General features: G+C 48.7%; 21 protein-coding genes. 12 read left to right on the forward strand and 9 right to left on the reverse strand.

The genetic code is table 11. From position 1 onward, the window contains the following. The first annotated feature begins 1 nt into the window (after position 1). From QUE66_RS04240 to QUE66_RS04255, 4 genes are all read left to right on the forward strand, one after another. Positions 2-1,018 carry a DUF6352 family protein gene (locus tag QUE66_RS04240; protein WP_286224597.1) on the forward strand — a complete coding sequence of 339 codons (1,017 nt, stop codon included), beginning with the start codon at positions 2-4 and terminating at the stop codon, positions 1,016-1,018. Between the two features lie 79 nt (positions 1,019-1,097). Continuing rightward, entirely contained in the window at positions 1,098-1,274 is a 177-nt protein-coding gene (locus QUE66_RS04245; RefSeq protein ID WP_286224598.1) for a hypothetical protein, read from the forward strand. Beyond that, the gene (locus QUE66_RS04250; RefSeq protein WP_286224599.1) at positions 1,275-1,931 is read left to right on the forward strand and encodes a DsbA family oxidoreductase; all 657 of its coding nucleotides are present in this window, start codon (positions 1,275-1,277) and stop codon (positions 1,929-1,931) included. Between the two features lie 53 nt (positions 1,932-1,984). Next, positions 1,985-2,653, forward strand: coding sequence for an RraA family protein (locus tag QUE66_RS04255; RefSeq protein WP_286224600.1), 669 nt, complete (start codon positions 1,985-1,987; stop codon positions 2,651-2,653). Here QUE66_RS04255 and QUE66_RS04260 read toward each other — a convergent pair whose 3' ends face one another. Next, positions 2,654-3,172, reverse strand: a complete 519-nt coding sequence (locus QUE66_RS04260; protein ID WP_286224601.1) for an adenine phosphoribosyltransferase — start codon at positions 3,170-3,172, stop codon at positions 2,654-2,656. Between the two features lie 17 nt (positions 3,173-3,189). On the opposite strand from QUE66_RS04260, the gene QUE66_RS04265 reads away from it, so the two are divergent. Genes QUE66_RS04265 through QUE66_RS04275 form a run of 3 tightly spaced genes read left to right on the forward strand, consistent with a single transcriptional unit; the run spans position 3,190 to position 4,918 of the window. Beyond that, positions 3,190-3,756 carry a 5'-methylthioadenosine/S-adenosylhomocysteine nucleosidase family protein gene (locus QUE66_RS04265; RefSeq protein ID WP_286224602.1) on the forward strand — a complete coding sequence of 189 codons (567 nt, stop codon included), beginning with the start codon at positions 3,190-3,192 and terminating at the stop codon, positions 3,754-3,756. A gap of 8 nt (positions 3,757-3,764) precedes the next feature. Further along, on the forward strand, positions 3,765-4,217 hold the full coding sequence (locus tag QUE66_RS04270; protein ID WP_286224603.1) for a cupin domain-containing protein: 453 nt from the start codon (positions 3,765-3,767) through the stop codon (positions 4,215-4,217). 8 nt (positions 4,218-4,225) lie between these two features. Beyond that, positions 4,226-4,918: a fumarylacetoacetate hydrolase family protein gene (locus tag QUE66_RS04275; protein WP_286224604.1), complete on the forward strand. Its 693-nt coding sequence runs from the start codon at positions 4,226-4,228 to the stop codon at positions 4,916-4,918. Positions 4,919-4,922: 4 nt separating this feature from the next. On the opposite strand, the gene QUE66_RS04280 is transcribed toward QUE66_RS04275, so the two are convergent. From QUE66_RS04280 to QUE66_RS04290, 3 genes are read right to left on the reverse strand one after another with little or no spacing between them, the layout of a single operon-like run. Further along, complete coding sequence (locus QUE66_RS04280; RefSeq protein ID WP_286224605.1) at positions 4,923-5,306, reverse strand: DUF2237 family protein; 384 nt, start codon at positions 5,304-5,306, stop codon at positions 4,923-4,925. Between the two features lie 9 nt (positions 5,307-5,315). Then, entirely contained in the window at positions 5,316-6,101 is a 786-nt protein-coding gene (locus QUE66_RS04285; RefSeq protein WP_286224606.1) for an enoyl-CoA hydratase/isomerase family protein, read from the reverse strand. Then, positions 6,098-7,321 carry a CaiB/BaiF CoA transferase family protein gene (locus QUE66_RS04290; RefSeq protein WP_286224607.1) on the reverse strand — a complete coding sequence of 408 codons (1,224 nt, stop codon included), beginning with the start codon at positions 7,319-7,321 and terminating at the stop codon, positions 6,098-6,100. Before QUE66_RS04290 ends, QUE66_RS04285 begins: the two co-directional genes overlap by 4 nt. 63 nt (positions 7,322-7,384) lie before the next feature. Here QUE66_RS04290 and QUE66_RS04295 point away from each other — a divergent pair, with 63 nt between their 5' ends. Genes QUE66_RS04295 through QUE66_RS04310 form a run of 4 tightly spaced genes read left to right on the forward strand, consistent with a single transcriptional unit; the run spans position 7,385 to position 9,599 of the window. Then, entirely contained in the window at positions 7,385-7,543 is a 159-nt protein-coding gene (locus QUE66_RS04295; protein ID WP_286224608.1) for a DUF5993 family protein, read from the forward strand. Continuing rightward, complete coding sequence (locus QUE66_RS04300; protein ID WP_286224609.1) at positions 7,540-8,103, forward strand: disulfide bond formation protein B; 564 nt, start codon at positions 7,540-7,542, stop codon at positions 8,101-8,103. Before QUE66_RS04295 ends, QUE66_RS04300 begins: the two co-directional genes overlap by 4 nt. Before the next feature lie 6 nt (positions 8,104-8,109). Continuing rightward, positions 8,110-9,075, forward strand: coding sequence for a Bug family tripartite tricarboxylate transporter substrate binding protein (locus QUE66_RS04305; protein WP_286224610.1), 966 nt, complete (start codon positions 8,110-8,112; stop codon positions 9,073-9,075). Positions 9,076-9,134: 59 nt separating this feature from the next. Next, entirely contained in the window at positions 9,135-9,599 is a 465-nt protein-coding gene (locus tag QUE66_RS04310) for a glycine zipper family protein (protein WP_286224611.1), read from the forward strand. 12 nt (positions 9,600-9,611) lie between these two features. Here QUE66_RS04310 and QUE66_RS04315 read toward each other — a convergent pair whose 3' ends face one another. After that, positions 9,612-9,827, reverse strand: coding sequence for a hypothetical protein (locus QUE66_RS04315; protein WP_286224612.1), 216 nt, complete (start codon positions 9,825-9,827; stop codon positions 9,612-9,614). 189 nt (positions 9,828-10,016) lie between these two features. Here QUE66_RS04315 and QUE66_RS04320 point away from each other — a divergent pair, with 189 nt between their 5' ends. Then, the gene (locus QUE66_RS04320) at positions 10,017-10,346 is read left to right on the forward strand and encodes a winged helix DNA-binding protein (protein ID WP_286224613.1); all 330 of its coding nucleotides are present in this window, start codon (positions 10,017-10,019) and stop codon (positions 10,344-10,346) included. A gap of 2 nt (positions 10,347-10,348) precedes the next feature. Here QUE66_RS04320 and QUE66_RS04325 read toward each other — a convergent pair whose 3' ends face one another. The 4 genes from QUE66_RS04325 to rho all read right to left on the reverse strand — a co-directional run bounded on the left by QUE66_RS04325 (position 10,349) and on the right by rho (position 15,312). Beyond that, positions 10,349-11,740 (reverse strand): MATE family efflux transporter, encoded by a 1,392-nt coding sequence (locus QUE66_RS04325; protein WP_286224614.1) that lies wholly within the window; start codon positions 11,738-11,740, stop codon positions 10,349-10,351. 8 nt (positions 11,741-11,748) lie between these two features. Next, a complete protein-coding gene (locus QUE66_RS04330) occupies positions 11,749-13,467 on the reverse strand; it encodes an ArnT family glycosyltransferase (protein ID WP_286224615.1) in 1,719 nt (572 codons plus the stop codon). A gap of 99 nt (positions 13,468-13,566) precedes the next feature. Continuing rightward, positions 13,567-13,929, reverse strand: coding sequence for a type B 50S ribosomal protein L31 (locus QUE66_RS04335; RefSeq protein ID WP_286224616.1), 363 nt, complete (start codon positions 13,927-13,929; stop codon positions 13,567-13,569). A 120-nt stretch (positions 13,930-14,049) separates the two neighbouring features. Then, complete coding sequence (gene rho / locus QUE66_RS04340) at positions 14,050-15,312, reverse strand: transcription termination factor Rho (RefSeq protein ID WP_108508340.1); 1,263 nt, start codon at positions 15,310-15,312, stop codon at positions 14,050-14,052. Positions 15,313-15,461: the final 149 nt, after the last annotated feature.

A 15,461-nucleotide genomic window follows, 5' to 3' on the forward strand; every position in this document is an offset into this window, starting at 1 on the left:
AATGCCTAACTATTGGTCCACCAGCGGTTTTGATACCTTGAAAGTGAATGCGGATCACCATCTGGTGGTGACCGATGACTTTCTTAGAACCTATCTTGCTCGCCCGGAGCTGAGTCTCATTCCACAGTCGTGCGCTCAAGAACGAGCGGTCCATGAGCGTCTATTGAATTCACCACGCGAAGAAATTAGCCAAGCTGAGATTCAGAAAATCGCCGATCACGACGTGCAGGCTAACTATGAAATTTGGTTTCGCTACCGAGCTAAATTATTAGCCGCAAGCTCCCTTGAGCACTTTTACATGAGTCTGTTTCAGGGGAAGGGAGTCGATGTCCCACCTTTATTTGTGAGCCAGCTCACTCAAATTTTCCTTCGGCATATATTGGGTGAGAACCCAGACCCTTACGAACTAAGGATGGCAGAGTTCTTCTTTCGCACCCAAAAGGTCAGCATTCTGGAGGGTGGTGTTTTAATGGCAGCAGACCATGAAACGATTGAGCGAAATGCACAGGCTTCTGACTTTGGAAATATTGTTGATCTTCTAAAGAATCAATCACTGGCTGCTCGTACGATCGACTTGGATGTATTGCATCCCGATAATGCCAAGTCCTATTGGGGTCGTAATGAGTTCTATGATTTCGCAGTCCAGCTCAATTTCGATCAGCCTGCATTACCTGCCTTGTCGCGTCTTCTAGAAAAATGGATCAAGCATTTTTTAGGGATCGATACAGTGATTACCCCGTTGAAGGAGATCGCCGACTCCAAATGGGTTTGGCATGTTGGCTTAGATGCTGCTGCGACCGAGATTCTGAATGGTTTGTACCAAGAGCAGAGTCTTGATGAAAGTGTTCTTAACCGCTTAATTTGCCTCTTTAAGCTCGAATTCAAGGACCTGAGCCCAGTGCTTAGCCAGGTTCGAGGCAAACCCGTGTATTTGGGTCTGGCAATGAACGATCAGTCTCAGATTAAGCTCAAGCCCCAGAACCTCTTATTTAATCTTCCCTTAAGCCCTGTTTCGTAAGCACTTTTTTCTATTCCGTCTGTTGCAGCGCAATAGAATTTAGGGTATACTATTAGGTATAAACCCTTAGGAGAAGAAAATGACTACAACGACTATCAAACCCACTTTGGCTGCCGGTTCAATTGGAGCTAGCGCCGGATCAAATTCTGGTATCTTGGCAACAATCCTTAAAACCTTGCGCATGCTTGGCAAGGCCTGGGAAGAGTCCAGAGTGGAATATAAAAAACGTGCCATCTTAGGTGGCGGTTGGGAATAATTGAAACCTGTCCATATTGACTTTGTATCCGATATCGCCTGTCCTTGGTGTGCTGTTGGATTAGCATCCCTAGAACAGGCGTTAAAAGAACTCGGAAGTGAAGTCAGTACGGAGATCCAGTTTCAACCCTTTGAATTAAACCCTCATATGCCCCCAGGCGGGCAAGATGTCTTTGAGCATCTCACCGAGAAGTACGGCACGACCATTACTCAGGTCAAGGCCAATCAAGAGAAAATCTATCAGCGTGCTGCTGAACTAGGATTTCCATTTCATCCCGAAGGTCGCAAGCGGGTCTACAACACCTTCAATGCCCATCGTCTATTACATTGGGCCATGGTGGAATTCGATCTCGATGCCCAGCATCGTCTCAAAAAAGAGCTTCTCAAGAGTTACTTCACCTTAGCAGTTGATATGGATCAGCACGAACAGCTGCTAGAAGCAGTTGAGCGTGCTCAGTTACCAGCCGGGCGCGCTCGAGAAGTTCTCGCCTCTGATGAGTTCGCCAAGGATGTGAAAGACCAAGAGCAAAAGTACCATCAGCTCGGTGTGCACTCGGTACCCTCGATCATTCTGAACAATCAATTCATTATTCAGGGTGCACAATCCCCAGAGCTCTTTGCGGAAGCTCTGCGTGATTGCGCCAATGGCGTGATCTAAATCCCAGCACTTCTAATGAATACAATGACGGTATTCATTTTGGAGGGTAGCTCATGATTCACGGAATTCAAATTAACCCACGGCACGAACCTGCCGAATTAGGCATTCATGCGCTGCGTGGTATGCCATCCACCGTGATAAGCGATATGTTGGGACGCACCCTGGTTGCCAAGGATATTCTGCCGATTCATCGCGCGCCAATGTCTGTCTGCGGTAATGCCTTCACCATCAAAGTTCATACGGCAGATAACCTCATGGTTCACAAAGCATTACAAATGGTGCGTCCAGGGGATGTGATGGTGATTGATGCCGAGGGCGATACCGGTTGCGCGGTGATTGGTGAGATCTTGACGCGCGTTGCTAAAAGTCGCGGCGTCGGCGGTATCGTTGTCGATGGTGCAGTGCGCGATGTCGATGCGCTCGAGGAGTTAGCCTTCCCATGCTGGGCACGTGGTATTAGTTTGCGTGGCCCCTTAAAGGATGGACCAGGTGCAATTAATATACCCGTCTCCATCGGCGGGATGATTGTGAACCCTGGAGACATTATCTTGGGTGATCAAGACGGCGTGATTGCCGTTCCTCCAACTCTTGCTGCAGAAGCAGCCCGTCTTGGCCAAGAAAAGATCAAGCAAGAACAAGAGATTCTCAAAACGATCGAAGCCGGAACTTATGCGGCACCATGGGTTGATGAGCTACTCATCAAAAAAGGGGTGAAGCTTTAATTACAAAGCGATCACGCAGCGATTAGCAATCCCCACTTGGCTTAAAACCTGAGAACCATTCAAACCAGCAATCTCAAGAACGCAAACCGCTGCAGCAACTTGCGCTCCGGTTTTCTGAACAAGACGCGCAGCTGCGGCGATAGTACCGCCAGTCGCTAAAACGTCATCAACGATCAGCACCGAAGCCCCGGGCTGCAAAATATGTTTACTGATCTCAAGAGTATCTGATCCGTACTCTAAGCCATAGGATTCTTGATGGATATCGGGCGGTAATTTGTTGGGCTTGCGGACCATCACGAACCCTTTATGAAGATGAGTGGCAAGTGCCGAGGCAAAAATAAAGCCCCGGGACTCAATCCCCAAAATATAGTCAAAGGAGTACTCAGTGCTAAGCTTACCTAGCGATTGAACGGTATAAGCAAAGGCATCCGCATTGGCGAGTAGGGGAGCAATGTCCCGAAATACGATCCCAGGCTTCGGAAAGTCCAAAATGCCAGGCAAGTAGTCTTCAAGCTTCATCCGTTTAGAATCCAATCATGACTATCGAACACCCCATCTTACTAGTAGTTGCTCTTAAGAATGAACTTGAGGCTATTACCATTCCAAAAAACATTGCAGTGGCATACACCGGAATCGGCAAAATCAATGCGGCTACGGTTACTCAAAGTGCGATTATTCATTATCAACCCAGTTTGATCATTAACTTTGGAACTGCCGGAGGATTAAATCCCAAGCTCAGTGAGTTAGTAACGATCGGACGTGTGATTCAGCGCGATATGAATGCGCAGCCCCTGGCACCTCGTGGCATCACCCCGTTTTGTTCCAAACCCGCCGAATATCTATCTGAGTCGGGTAAATATACCTGTGGCACTGGAGATAGCTTCGTAACCAGCATAGATCCTTGGTTGATCGAGCAGAAGGTTGATGTGGTGGATATGGAGTTATTTGCGATTGCGGCAATCGCCCATCAGCACCAAATCCCTTGGCGCTCATATAAATTTATCAGTGATGCCGCCGATGATCAGGCAGGTGAGCAGTGGCACGAGAAAATAAACCATGGGGAAGAGTTATTCTTGGAAGAGCTCAAACAGTTACTATCTTGATCGGACCCATGCTCAATCGACCCATTCTCTTGCTAACAGCAGGACTATTTCTTCATGGAAATGGATGGGCAAACGAAGAAACCGCTAAGGTTTCCAAAACGATACGCGTCAAGCCAATTCCGATGGAAAGCGCAAAGACCATTATTGGTCAAGACTTTCGTTACCCCAGTGGAACGCCCCAGATTCAGGTCTTTGAGATTGAGATTCCTCCGGGTCAGCAAACCACATTGCATCGCCATGCCATACCACTCTTTGCCTATATCGCCAGCGGAGACCTGGAGCTTGATTACGGCAGCAAGGGCAAAAAGATTATGCGATCTGGCACCTCGTTTGTGGAAGCCATCAACTGGTGCCACTTTGGTAAGCCCCTGGGTAATCAGTCCGTTAGAATCATTGCTGTTTATCTTGGACAAAAAAATCCAGACCTCGCGATTTCAGAAGACTGTACAAAACCCGATTAGGACGATTCATGAGCACATCATTTGTTATTCCAGCCCCAGTCACTCCATCTTTGCCCGTTTTGGGTGATAGCAAGCGCTTTCCCGTCAATCGCATCTACTGCGTTGGGCGCAATTACGCTGATCACGCCCGTGAGATGGGCCATGACCCCGACCGCGAGCCACCATTCTTTTTCATGAAGCCCGCGACCGCGATTGTGACCGATGGTCATGACATGGCTTATCCGGCTTTATCCAACGATGTTCACCACGAGTTAGAAATGGTTGTCGCTTTGGGTAAAGGTGGAGCGAACATTCCTGTAGACCAAGCCTTAGATCATGTGTGGGGCTATGGTTTGGGACTCGACATGACCCGTCGTGATTTGCAAGGCGAAGCCAAAAAAATGGGTCGTCCTTGGGATACTGGTAAAGCCTTTGATCAGTCCGCACCATGCTCGGCCTTAGTGCCTGTAAGTCAATGCGGACATTTATCCAAGGGTCGTATTTACCTGACGGTGAACGGTCAAGTGAAGCAAGACGGTGATCTTGCGATGATGATTTGGAATGTACCGGAGACGATTGCCTACTTGTCCACGCTCTTTACCCTAATGCCAGGCGATTTAATCTTCTCAGGAACCCCTGCAGGAGTCGCTGCGGTCAAACGCGGTGATGTATTGGAAGGCCATGTAGATGGCTTACCCACTCTCCAAACCAAAATTGTGTAAGGCTTTAGAGCTCAGACTGGTTCTCGAGCGCAAATAATTTGAGGGTATCAAAATCCACATGGTCAAGTGCATTGATGTGGGTACTCTCTAGTTTAAGGAGTGGTGCACAGCCATTCGCTAGAGCCTCTTGCCAGCGAGTAATGCACAAACACCATTGATCGCCCGCTTTAAGCCCCGGAAAGTTCCACTCTGGTCTCGGGGTAATCAGATCATTGCCCCGCTGATGACTAAACTCCAGAAATTCATCGCTCATGATTGCGCATACTAAATGCAAGCCAACATCCTCGTCATTGGTCTTGCAGCAACCATCCCGAAAGAAACCAGTGAGCGGATCAAACGAGCAGGGTACGAGTGGCTCACCAAAGACATTACGCACAATCTCAGGCATTTGTTCTCCTTACTTCCCTTGCCAATTGGGAGGGCGACCACTTAAAAATGCCGTTACACCCTCTTTAAAGTCTGCGCTGCCGTACACCTCGGTAATTAAATCATCGCAATTCGGTAATGAATGTCCGATCACGCGCGCCATGATGAGTTTGGATGCCTTTTGAGTAATTGGTGCTAGAGCAGCTAATTGCTTTGCAAGATCCATACTCATCCGCTCAAGATCCTCTGATTCACCAGTTTGGTAGACAAATCCCTGTGTCAAAAGCTCTTGCGCCGAGATTAACTCAGCAAGTAAGAGCATGCGTTTTGTGATTGCGACCCCAAGATGGGCCGTTAACCAGGCGATATTGCTCGGCGAGAGGGTATTGCCAAGTGTGCGTGCAATTGGTACTCCAAATTTTGCAGTTGGAGTCGCTATCCGAAAATCACACAAAGCCGCAATTGCTAAGCCACCGCCAACTGCGAGTCCATCAATAACTGCAATCGTTGGTATGGGTAGTTGTTGAAGAGGCCCCAAATAGTGATCAATCATGCGCTCATACTGAACCCCATCGGCACCACCTTGAAAGGATTGAAACTGGGCAATATCACTACCCGAGACAAAGGATTTGCCACCAATCCCTCGCAAAATAGCGACTCGCACAGAAGGATTTTGTGCAAGCTCTAAACAAATCGTTCGCAATTGCTCATACATCGCCTGCGTCATCGCATTACGCGCTTGGGGATGATCAAAAAAGAGATGTGCGATCGAGTCCTTAATCTCGCAATACACCCGTGCATTGATTGCATCACTCATGCAGCAAATGCACCCTGTGCGCGTAGTGATTCAATTTGATCCGAGGTAAATCCAGCCTGCTCTAAAACCTCTTGGGTATGCTCGCCCAATAGGGGAGGATGACGACGAATTTGCTGCGGGGTGCCTTGCATCTTGACCGCAAAGCCGATGTTCGGAACTTTGCCCTCCAGCGGATGATCAATCTCAATCTTCATTTGGCGATGCTTACCATGCTCGCTCTCAAAAGCCTGCGGATAATCTAAGATTGGCCCAGCCGGAATTCCCTCAGCCAACATCAGATCAATCCACTCACTTGCATCTTTATTAGCAAAGGATTTTTCAAGTTCAGTGATCAGTGCTTGGCGATGACCGAGTCGACCAGCAATGGTTTGGTAATCAGGATTCTGTAACAGATCTGGGCGCATCAAGATGTCACAGAGTTTTTGCCAAAGCTTGTTATTCGTGGCACCCATCACGAAGTAACCATCTTTTGCTTTCACAGCTTGATAAGGCGCGGTCATACGGTTGGCCGTACCCAGTGCAATAGGAGGTTGACCGGTGCCCCAGTACTCGGAGGTATCCCAAATCGAGAACGCCAGCGCTGAATCAAATAAGGAAGCGTCAATGTATTGACCCTGGCCCGTGTTCTTGGCGCCAATATACGCTGACAGTGCCGCATAGACCGCAAAGAGTGCGCAACCAATATCAGCAACGGGAACACCGGCTTTGACGGGTTTGCCATCGCCATGGCCGGTCACACTCATTACTCCGGACATCGCTTGAGCCATTAAATCAAAACCAGGACGCTCTGCCCATGGACCACTTTGGCCAAAACCCGAGATGCTGACGTATACCAGTGCGGGATTGATGTTGCGCATTGCCTCGTAACCAACACCAAGTCGTTTCATGACCCCAGGGCGATAGTTCTCCACCAAAATATCAGCGTCCTTGGCCAACTCAAACAAAATCTCTTTGCCAGCATCGGACTTCAGATTAATCGCAATGCTGCGTTTATTGCGATTCATGTTCAAAAAGCCCATGCTATCGGGGCCTTTCATCTTAAAACCCATGGCACCACGGGTTTGGTCACCTGAGCCTGGTGGCTCGACCTTGATGACATCGGCGCCCATATCGGCGAGCAACATACAGCAGTAGGGGCCCGCCATGACTTGACTCACATCAAGAACCTTAACACCGGCGAGGGGTAGAGGACGATTAGTTTGGGATGCAGAGGAATTCATCATGGCATTCTAAACACAAAACCATTTTTTGTTTGTGCACATCCGTCTATTAAAATAATTAGTATGTATATGTTTTTACCTTTTGTGATTGCATTACTAGCCGCCATCTTCATTTGGTTTGAGAAGCGCGTACTTGGATTGCTGTTTGCATTCGCTAGCGCTGTGATCACGGTCGCATGGTTCTTGCATCATGCCTCCGACAAACTCAATATTAGCCTATGAGTAAGCTAACCTTACCATCGCTTAGTGGCCTGGGGAACATTGTTCTCTTAGGGGTCATTAATTTGGTACTTACTCTGGCATTTTTGGATCAATTCATCAATCATGATTTGCCATGCCCACTATGCATTCTGCAGCGCATGGGCTTTATCTTAATTGGACTGATGTTCTTGCTCAATATCCGTTCAGGTGCGCAGCCTGCGCATTACGGATTTGCCATTCTGTTTGCGATCTTGGGGTTGTTAGTCTCCTTGCGCCAAATACTTCTGCATGTTGCCCCTGATGATCTGGGTTATGGCGACACCTTCTTTCGTCTGCATTTTTACACCTGGGCCTTTGTTGGATTTGTCTCCTTGATGATTAGTATTGCAATTCTGTTAATCATTCCGGATCGTGGCACCCGCAGCCGCCATTGGTTTGCGCAGTTTATCTGTTTGTGGTTCATCCTTTTATTAGTGGGTAATGTAATCTCGACCTTATCCATTTGCGGTTTAGGTGCTTGCGCAGACAACCCATTGCACTATGACGGTATTACGCAGCTGCGCCAGTGGCTCACGAAGTAAGTTGCTTTGAAACGACTCTTTATCATCGGCGCACTTGTATTTGGGCTATGTTCTGCAGCGCAGGCGGAACGCATCTGGCCACGCGATACCATTCGTATCGTGGTGAGTTTTCCTCCAGGCGGTGCACCCGATACCTTGGCACGCGTTCTGGCAGAGGATTGGCAAAAAACCTTGAACGTAGCAATCGTTGTCGAAAACCGTCCTGGACACGGCGGTAATATTGGAGCCGATCAGGTAGCTAAGAGTGCGCCCGACGGCTATACCTTGCTGATTGGTACCGTAGGGATTCATGCGATTAATGGCGCTCTTTATGAAAAACTCTCTTACGATCCCGTTGCTGATTTCACCCCAATTAGTTTCTTGGCGAGCACCCCAAACGTACTAATTGTGAGTAAGCAACTTGGCGTGCAGTCACTCAAGGACCTAATTGCTCTAGCCAAAGCAAAACCGAATGAACTGACGTTTGGATCATCGGGTACAGGGACCTCGATTCATATGTCAGGAGAGCTCTTTAAAGAAATGGCGGGCGTGCAGATTCGGCACATTCCGTATAAGGGTAGAGCACAATCCTTGCCTGACCTCGTGAGTGGCCGAATCTCCATGCTCTTTGATAATTTAGCGTCTGCATTACCCTTAATTAAAGCCAATGAAGTGGTTGCGCTGGGAGTCACCACAATTAAGCGTTCCCCATCAGCCCCAGAGATCCCAACCCTCGCCGAGCAAGGACTCAAAGGGTTTGAAGCGATATCCTGGTTCTCTCTGATGGGCCCAGCCAAGTTGCCTCGCGATATTCAGATGCGGCTTAACCAATTGACCCAGCAAACCCTATCGAAGCCAGAGGTCAGAGCCAAGCTGATGAACGGTGGACTCGAGCCTAATCCTGGCAGCCCCGAGGATTTAGCCCGTTATATCCAACTCGAATCCAATAAATGGCGCAAAATTGTCCAGCAATCTGGAGCAAAGGCAGAATGATGTCTGCCAAACCCACTCCAGAAGCGTTAAATACATAGAAAGATCAACCGGAGCATTCCATGCGACTTCAGGCCTTTAAAACAATTGTTATTAGCAGCATTGGTATCGCTGTACTTACGGCTTGCGTATCCGCACCCACTGGCCCCACGATTACCATCATGCCGCGCGAAGGAAAATCCTTTGAGGAGTTTAAAAAAGATGATGAGGAGTGCCGTGCCTTCGCATCTCAGTCCGTCAAAGAAGGCAATACCGCAGCCCTAAAGGAGGGGGCCATTAGTGCGGCCACGGGTGCCGCCATTGGTGCTGCAGCCGGAGCCCTGTACCAAGGCGGAAGCAGTACGAATGTTGGAACTGGTGCAGCCATTGGTATGGTTGGTGGCGCTGCAGTCGGGGCCATGGGCGCTGCCAGTAAAGAATCGCAGGCCCAAACCCAATACAACACCGCGTACCAACAGTGCATGTATACCAAGGGCAATCAAGTACCCGGTTTTAAACCGATTGGTGAGTTTAAAAAGATTCAGTAGTAAGAAGATTGCTCAACTAAGAATCTGGACAATGCGCTCGCTTCCATCTTGATAAAGAAAGCGCAGCTCATATTGACCCACTATCTCGGCACTCTTTAACTCCTTATTACCCCAATTCAACGAAAGCTCTAAGCCCAGTTCCTTATCTTGAACAATGACCAATTTGCTTTGATGATCGATCGCTTTAATCGAAAAGTGTTCGGAGCGAGGAAATAATTTATCAAGCATATAAATTTATAAAACTCATAAGTTTATAGAAAATATATACATATTGGTGAATACGGATTTTCACCTCTTGACAACTAATCTCGGGGGGGGGGGTGGAATCTATCTAGTAATTAGCCCAAAAGCGATTAAACTTACCTTGGGAAATAAAGAAAGTCTTCCATTACAACGATTACTTGTGGGGACAAGAATATGGACGTCTTAGCCAATTACTTTGAATTCGCAAGTAGTCGGGACAAAATACATGCCAAGTACAAGGTCACTCACCGCGAGTGCATTATCTTGCGCATGATCACCAGCGCCTTTCATGAGGGGCATAAGCTCACTGTGTCGGATGTGATTCAAATGAAGTCGATTGCTTCACCAGCAACATCGCATGCCGCCCTCAAATCTCTAATTGAAAAGAAACTAATCGAGAACAAATCCTGCACCAAGGATGCTCGCGTGAAGAAATTAGTTCCAACTGAGAAAGCCATCAAGCTCTACAAAGAGCTAGGCATGCTACTGGTCAAAACAAAATAAGCTTAGACCGTCACCGGTGGGTTGGTCTTTTTGTAGTGTGCCGCAGTCTTTCTAAAAATCCATAAAAGTAGTGCGGCGGCAATGGCCAGGCTCACGCTATTGGCAATCCAAAATCCATTGACCCCCTGCAAAATCTGGGGTGTACTGCCCAAGACATTAAAGCCCAATAGATAGCCGCCCCCAAGGCCCACACACCACAGTGATCCTGCGTAAACCAACATGGGCAAAAACGAGATGCGATACGCGCGCAAGATAAATGCCGCAACCACTTGTACCGAGTCAACCAATTGATAGAAGCAAATAAACAAGAAGAGCGGCGCAGCTAATAATTTGACATCCGGTGTTGGGTCATAGAGATCAAGTAACTGGAACCGAAACACCCATACAAATAGACCGATCACAATGCATAGGCTACTGGTGAAGATCACCGATGACCAACCAATCTCTTCGGCGCGTTGCTGACGACCTGCACCAATGGACTGCGAGACCAGGGTCATGGTTGCAATTGACAGTGCTAGCGGCACCATATAAATGACCGTACCGAGATTAGCAACGATTTGATGACCTGCAAGCGTGGTGGTGCCAAAGCGCGCAATGAACAAGGACATAAAGGTAAACGAGGTCACCTCAATAAAGTAACTCAGACCAATTGGCGCACCTAAGCGTAAAAGCGTCCAGATCCGATGCCAATCGGGCCAACTAAATTGCGCAAAGAGATGAAATGGCTTATAAAACCGACCCGAGAGCACAATAATGAGAGTCGCAAAAAACCACAGCCAGTTAATGATCACCGTAGCAACTGCGCAACCGGGGCCCCCCATTGCGGCGACTCCAAAGCCACCATAAATAAATAAAGCATTGAGTGGAAACTTGAGACCCAAGCCCACCAATTGCACAATCGTAATAATCCCTGGCCTAGAAACTGCATTATGAAAGGACATCAAAACCCGCATGCCCATGCTGGCTGGTAAACCAAGGGCCAAGATCTCTAGGTAGAGGCGTGCTTTACTCTCGAGATCCTGCTCAACCTGTGAGATCCCAAGTAAAAGATCGGCATTCAAAAGGATTAATGTGCCGACCACGGTTAAGCCTACAGCAAGCCAACCCGCTTGACGAACCTCTTCACCAATCTCACCAAACCGTTTTGCACCAAATAATTGCCCCGCAATTGGGGTTAGGGCGGCAATCACCCCTGTGAGTCCAACATAAATACTGATGTAGATCGCTGAGGCCATGGCCAGAGCTGCAAGATCCTCAGAGGAGTAGCGCGCCGTCATGGCGGTATCTAACACACCAAAGGCAATCACCGCTAATTGGCCCACCAATAGTGGACCGGCTAATTTCAGGAGTTCAGGAACATCGTCTCGTAAGCGCGAGACCCGAAAAAATGTCATGCGTGGTCTTACTCGGGGATTACTTCGTATAAGCGCAAACGCTCATCGCGATCAGCAGCACGTCGGTCTTCCCAAAGCAGTTTGAGCTTCTTGTCATGCAGTGCGGAGAATGCCGTTGCAGTGCTGGCATTGTGGGTCAGTACATAAGGACAGGCGGGATTGTCGGCCAAGGGTAAGCGAGTGAAGTAACTGAATGATGCTAATTGTGCCGCTCCTAAATTACTTGTATCGATACAAGTAGCATTGGCTGGCGCAGCTTGTACAAGTCGCTCAGCAACAAAACGATAGGTCTTAGCATAGTTGATGGTGGGTAACCACAGAGTCATGAGCAACACCCACATGAGTGTCGTACCAGATGCCGAGATAATCAAGCAGCGCCAAATCACCTTGGGAGCACGTGAGGTGCGCCACTGCACCACCCACAGCCAAAGACCGGTAATGCCAAGTGCAATGAGGAGGGTGACCCAACTAAATTGAACCTCAAAACCGGGAATATAACGTGCCACATTATCAGCAGTGCTTGCCGGAAAGCCCGTGGTCTTAGCAAGCCAAATCAGCCAAATGGCGATTGCAATAATCGTAAAGCTCAGCATTGCAAACCAGTCAATAAAACTAATGACACTGCGTCGCAAAATGGGAAGGCTAAAGGCAGCCAAGATGGCCATTGGTGGAATGAGGATGATTAAATCATGCTCATTCGCTTCCACCCGAAATAGCACATAGATAAGTCCAGCGAGTAACAAACCTAAGGGAATGCATAAATGGGGCGCGCGCCACGCGCCAGCATCCTCATGTCGCACCCAGTGCACGAGGGCGACTAAGGCCAGCGGCCAGACCGGCCATGCGTATGCCCAAAAGTTGACTCCCATAAACTGTAATGAGTTCCATGCAATGTAGCGATGCATGGGCGGTGTTTGCGCCCAGGCTTGGAGTGCCGCTTCTTGTGCTGCTGGAGAAACGGCAAAGACTTGCCATAAGAGTGGCCAAATACCAATCCCCACAATCGCAATGACCAGCGAACTCAGTGTCCACCGAAATCGTAGTTTTACCTGACAGAAGAAAACGGCCAGTGCGGTTGCTATCGCAATCAATGTAGTTAAAGCCCAGTTACTCGAGAGACCCAAAATGACTAATCCGAGACCAGTCCATGCGCCACCTTGCCAAGGTTTATCAAGGCCACGGATGGTGCCATACATCACAATTGATAAACCCATGAGTTGCGCCATCATCGGCGTGGTCTCGTGAGTTCGCTGGGCCAGGCCCACACATGCCAAGAAAATGAGGAGCGCCCCATCGGCTAAGGTCATCCCGTAGTCGCGGGTATTGGGTTGGCCACCCAGCGCAAAACTCATGGGTTGTACTTCTTTACGACGCCCTAAGAGATAACACGCATACCAAATGGCAATTGCGGTCACGAAGAAGCACAGTGCTGAGTAAAGACGTGCCGCATTGCTATCACCAATCCATGAGCCAAACAAATCCATCAAGCTCGCACCCAGCCAGTAGGGTAGTGGTGGCCCCATCGATTGCTCACGTCCAGCGAGAGAGGGGATTAGCCAATCCTGCCAAGAGCTGGTGTGCAGATGCCACATCACACCAAACCCAATCGAGTCTTCGTTTTTCCAGGGATCACGACCAAAAAGCCCGGCCAAGCCGTAGACGATTGTGAGTGCAAAGATCACAATCCGAGGAATGGATGCTGTGGCAGCGGCAGTCAGTTTGACCATACTAGTTCATCGTATCCCTGAATACTATCTTGATCCACATTCCCAGAAATAACAAAGGCAGCGTCTGCTGCCTTCGGTAACACAAACCACCTAAGGTGATTACTTCGCTTTCTTGCTGGCCACTTTCTTTGCAGCAGGCTCTGCTTTTTTCGCCTCAGCGGCAGCAGCACGCTTCTCAGCGGTCTTGGCAGCGCCATCACCGGTTGCCTTGGCAGCCGCTTTGCCACCAAACTTCTGACGGAACTTCTCAACACGACCAGCAGTGTCAATAATCTTCTGGGTACCTGTAAAGAAAGGATGCGACTCCGAGGAAGTCTCAATCTTTGCTAATGGATACTCTTGACCGTCTTCCCACTTAATCGTCTCTTTGGTGATGATGGTGGAGCGGGTTTTGAAGCTGAAGTTGTTGGAAACATCTAAAAAAACAACTTCGCGGTAATCAGGGTGAATGCCTTGTTTCATAATCAATATCCTTGGAACGGGTAGCCGTTGTGCGTCACGCATGATCTCACAATACTTGCCCAGGGTTTAGTACAGCAAAAGCGAGATTATGCCACAAAATCAACGCTTAAGCTCCAATGTCTAGCCGCCTCGGCGCATCAACTCAAAGAACTCGGCATTATTCTTGGTGGACTTGAGCTTGTCGACAATGAAGTTCATAGCCTCAATCTCATCCATATCGGCCAGAAGCTTACGTAAGACCCAGATTTTCTGGAGGTTTTCGGGCTTGACGAGGAGTTCCTCGCGTCGAGTGCCTGACTTATTGAGGTTAATAGCGGGGTAGACACGGCGCTCGGCTAAGCGACGCTCTAAATGGACCTCCATATTGCCAGTGCCCTTGAACTCTTCGTAAATCAAATCGTCCATGCGGCTACCGGTTTCAATCAGCGCGGTTGCCAAAATGGTGAGCGATCCACCTTCTTCGATATTACGAGCGGCACCAAAGAAACGCTTAGGACGTTGCAAGGCATTGGCGTCGACACCACCAGAGAGCACTTTGCCTGAGGAGGGTACTACGGTGTTGTACGCGCGGGCTAGACGAGTAATCGAGTCTAACAAAATAATCACATCTTTTTTCATTTCCACTAGACGCTTGGCTTTCTCGATCACCATTTCAGCAACCTGGACGTGACGAACGGCTGGCTCATCAAAGGTGGAAGCAACTACTTCACCGCGGACGGAGCGCTGCATCTCAGTCACTTCCTCAGGACGCTCATCGACCAAGAGAACAATCAAGATCGCATCGGGATAATTTTGAGAGATCGCATGAGCCACATGCTGCATCATCACGGTCTTACCAGACTTGGGAGATGCCACGATCAGGCCACGCTGACCAAAACCAATCGGCGAGATCATATCAATAATGCGACCGGTGAGATTCTCTTCGGCCTTGATATCCCGCTCGAGGGCGATATTGCGATTGGGGTGAAGCGGCGTGAGGTTCTCAAACATGATGCGATTTTTGAGATCCTCAGGCGCCATGCCATTAATCTTGTCGACCTTCACCAAAGCAAAGTAACGCTCACCCTCTTTGGGGGTGCGCACTTCACCCTCGATACTGTCACCCGTGTGTAAGTTAAAACGACGGATCTGTGCAGGGGAGATATAAATATCATCGGGAGACGCCATATAAGACGACTCGGGGGAGCGCAAGAATCCAAAGCCATCGGGTAATACCTCTAAGACGCCATCGCCAAAAACTTGTTCGCCGGCCTTAGCCCGCTTCTTCAGAATGGCAAACATCAGCTCTTGTTTGCGCATCCGTTGGGTATTTTCAATCTCGAGGCTTGCTGCCATTTCGAGGAGTTGAGAGACGTGGAGTACTTTGAGTTCAGTTAATTGCATGATGTGTGCTTAGGATAAAACTAGAAAAGAAAAAAAATAAGATAAAAGTGGAGGGTGCCGATCAGGCGAGAAAAACGATCAACGGAAAAAAGCGTTACGGTGAATTAGTCGTTTGAAATGGGATTAAATTTGGGGATGGCCTTAAAGAG

Source organism: Polynucleobacter sp. HIN6 (genome assembly GCF_030297575.1).
Taxonomy (GTDB): domain Bacteria; phylum Pseudomonadota; class Gammaproteobacteria; order Burkholderiales; family Burkholderiaceae; genus Polynucleobacter.

Coding starts and splice junctions, on each gene's coding strand:
- QUE66_RS04240 (WP_286224597.1), top strand. CDS start 2: ATGCCTAACTATTGGTCCACCAGCGGTTTTGATACCTTGAAAGTGAAT.
- QUE66_RS04325 (WP_286224614.1), bottom strand. CDS start 11,740: ATGACATTTTTTCGGGTCTCGCGCTTACGAGACGATGTTCCTGAACTC.
- QUE66_RS04255 (WP_286224600.1), top strand. CDS start 1,985: ATGATTCACGGAATTCAAATTAACCCACGGCACGAACCTGCCGAATTA.
- QUE66_RS04275 (WP_286224604.1), top strand. CDS start 4,226: ATGAGCACATCATTTGTTATTCCAGCCCCAGTCACTCCATCTTTGCCC.
- QUE66_RS04315 (WP_286224612.1), bottom strand. CDS start 9,827: ATGCTTGATAAATTATTTCCTCGCTCCGAACACTTTTCGATTAAAGCG.
- QUE66_RS04280 (WP_286224605.1), bottom strand. CDS start 5,306: ATGCCTGAGATTGTGCGTAATGTCTTTGGTGAGCCACTCGTACCCTGC.
- QUE66_RS04285 (WP_286224606.1), bottom strand. CDS start 6,101: ATGAGTGATGCAATCAATGCACGGGTGTATTGCGAGATTAAGGACTCG.
- QUE66_RS04265 (WP_286224602.1), top strand. CDS start 3,190: ATGACTATCGAACACCCCATCTTACTAGTAGTTGCTCTTAAGAATGAA.
- QUE66_RS04290 (WP_286224607.1), bottom strand. CDS start 7,321: ATGAATTCCTCTGCATCCCAAACTAATCGTCCTCTACCCCTCGCCGGT.
- QUE66_RS04270 (WP_286224603.1), top strand. CDS start 3,765: ATGCTCAATCGACCCATTCTCTTGCTAACAGCAGGACTATTTCTTCAT.
- QUE66_RS04335 (WP_286224616.1), bottom strand. CDS start 13,929: ATGAAACAAGGCATTCACCCTGATTACCGCGAAGTTGTTTTTTTAGAT.
- rho (WP_108508340.1), bottom strand. CDS start 15,312: ATGCAATTAACTGAACTCAAAGTACTCCACGTCTCTCAACTCCTCGAA.
- QUE66_RS04330 (WP_286224615.1), bottom strand. CDS start 13,467: ATGGTCAAACTGACTGCCGCTGCCACAGCATCCATTCCTCGGATTGTG.
- QUE66_RS04310 (WP_286224611.1), top strand. CDS start 9,135: ATGCGACTTCAGGCCTTTAAAACAATTGTTATTAGCAGCATTGGTATC.
- QUE66_RS04295 (WP_286224608.1), top strand. CDS start 7,385: ATGTATATGTTTTTACCTTTTGTGATTGCATTACTAGCCGCCATCTTC.
- QUE66_RS04320 (WP_286224613.1), top strand. CDS start 10,017: ATGGACGTCTTAGCCAATTACTTTGAATTCGCAAGTAGTCGGGACAAA.
- QUE66_RS04245 (WP_286224598.1), top strand. CDS start 1,098: ATGACTACAACGACTATCAAACCCACTTTGGCTGCCGGTTCAATTGGA.
- QUE66_RS04260 (WP_286224601.1), bottom strand. CDS start 3,172: ATGAAGCTTGAAGACTACTTGCCTGGCATTTTGGACTTTCCGAAGCCT.
- QUE66_RS04300 (WP_286224609.1), top strand. CDS start 7,540: ATGAGTAAGCTAACCTTACCATCGCTTAGTGGCCTGGGGAACATTGTT.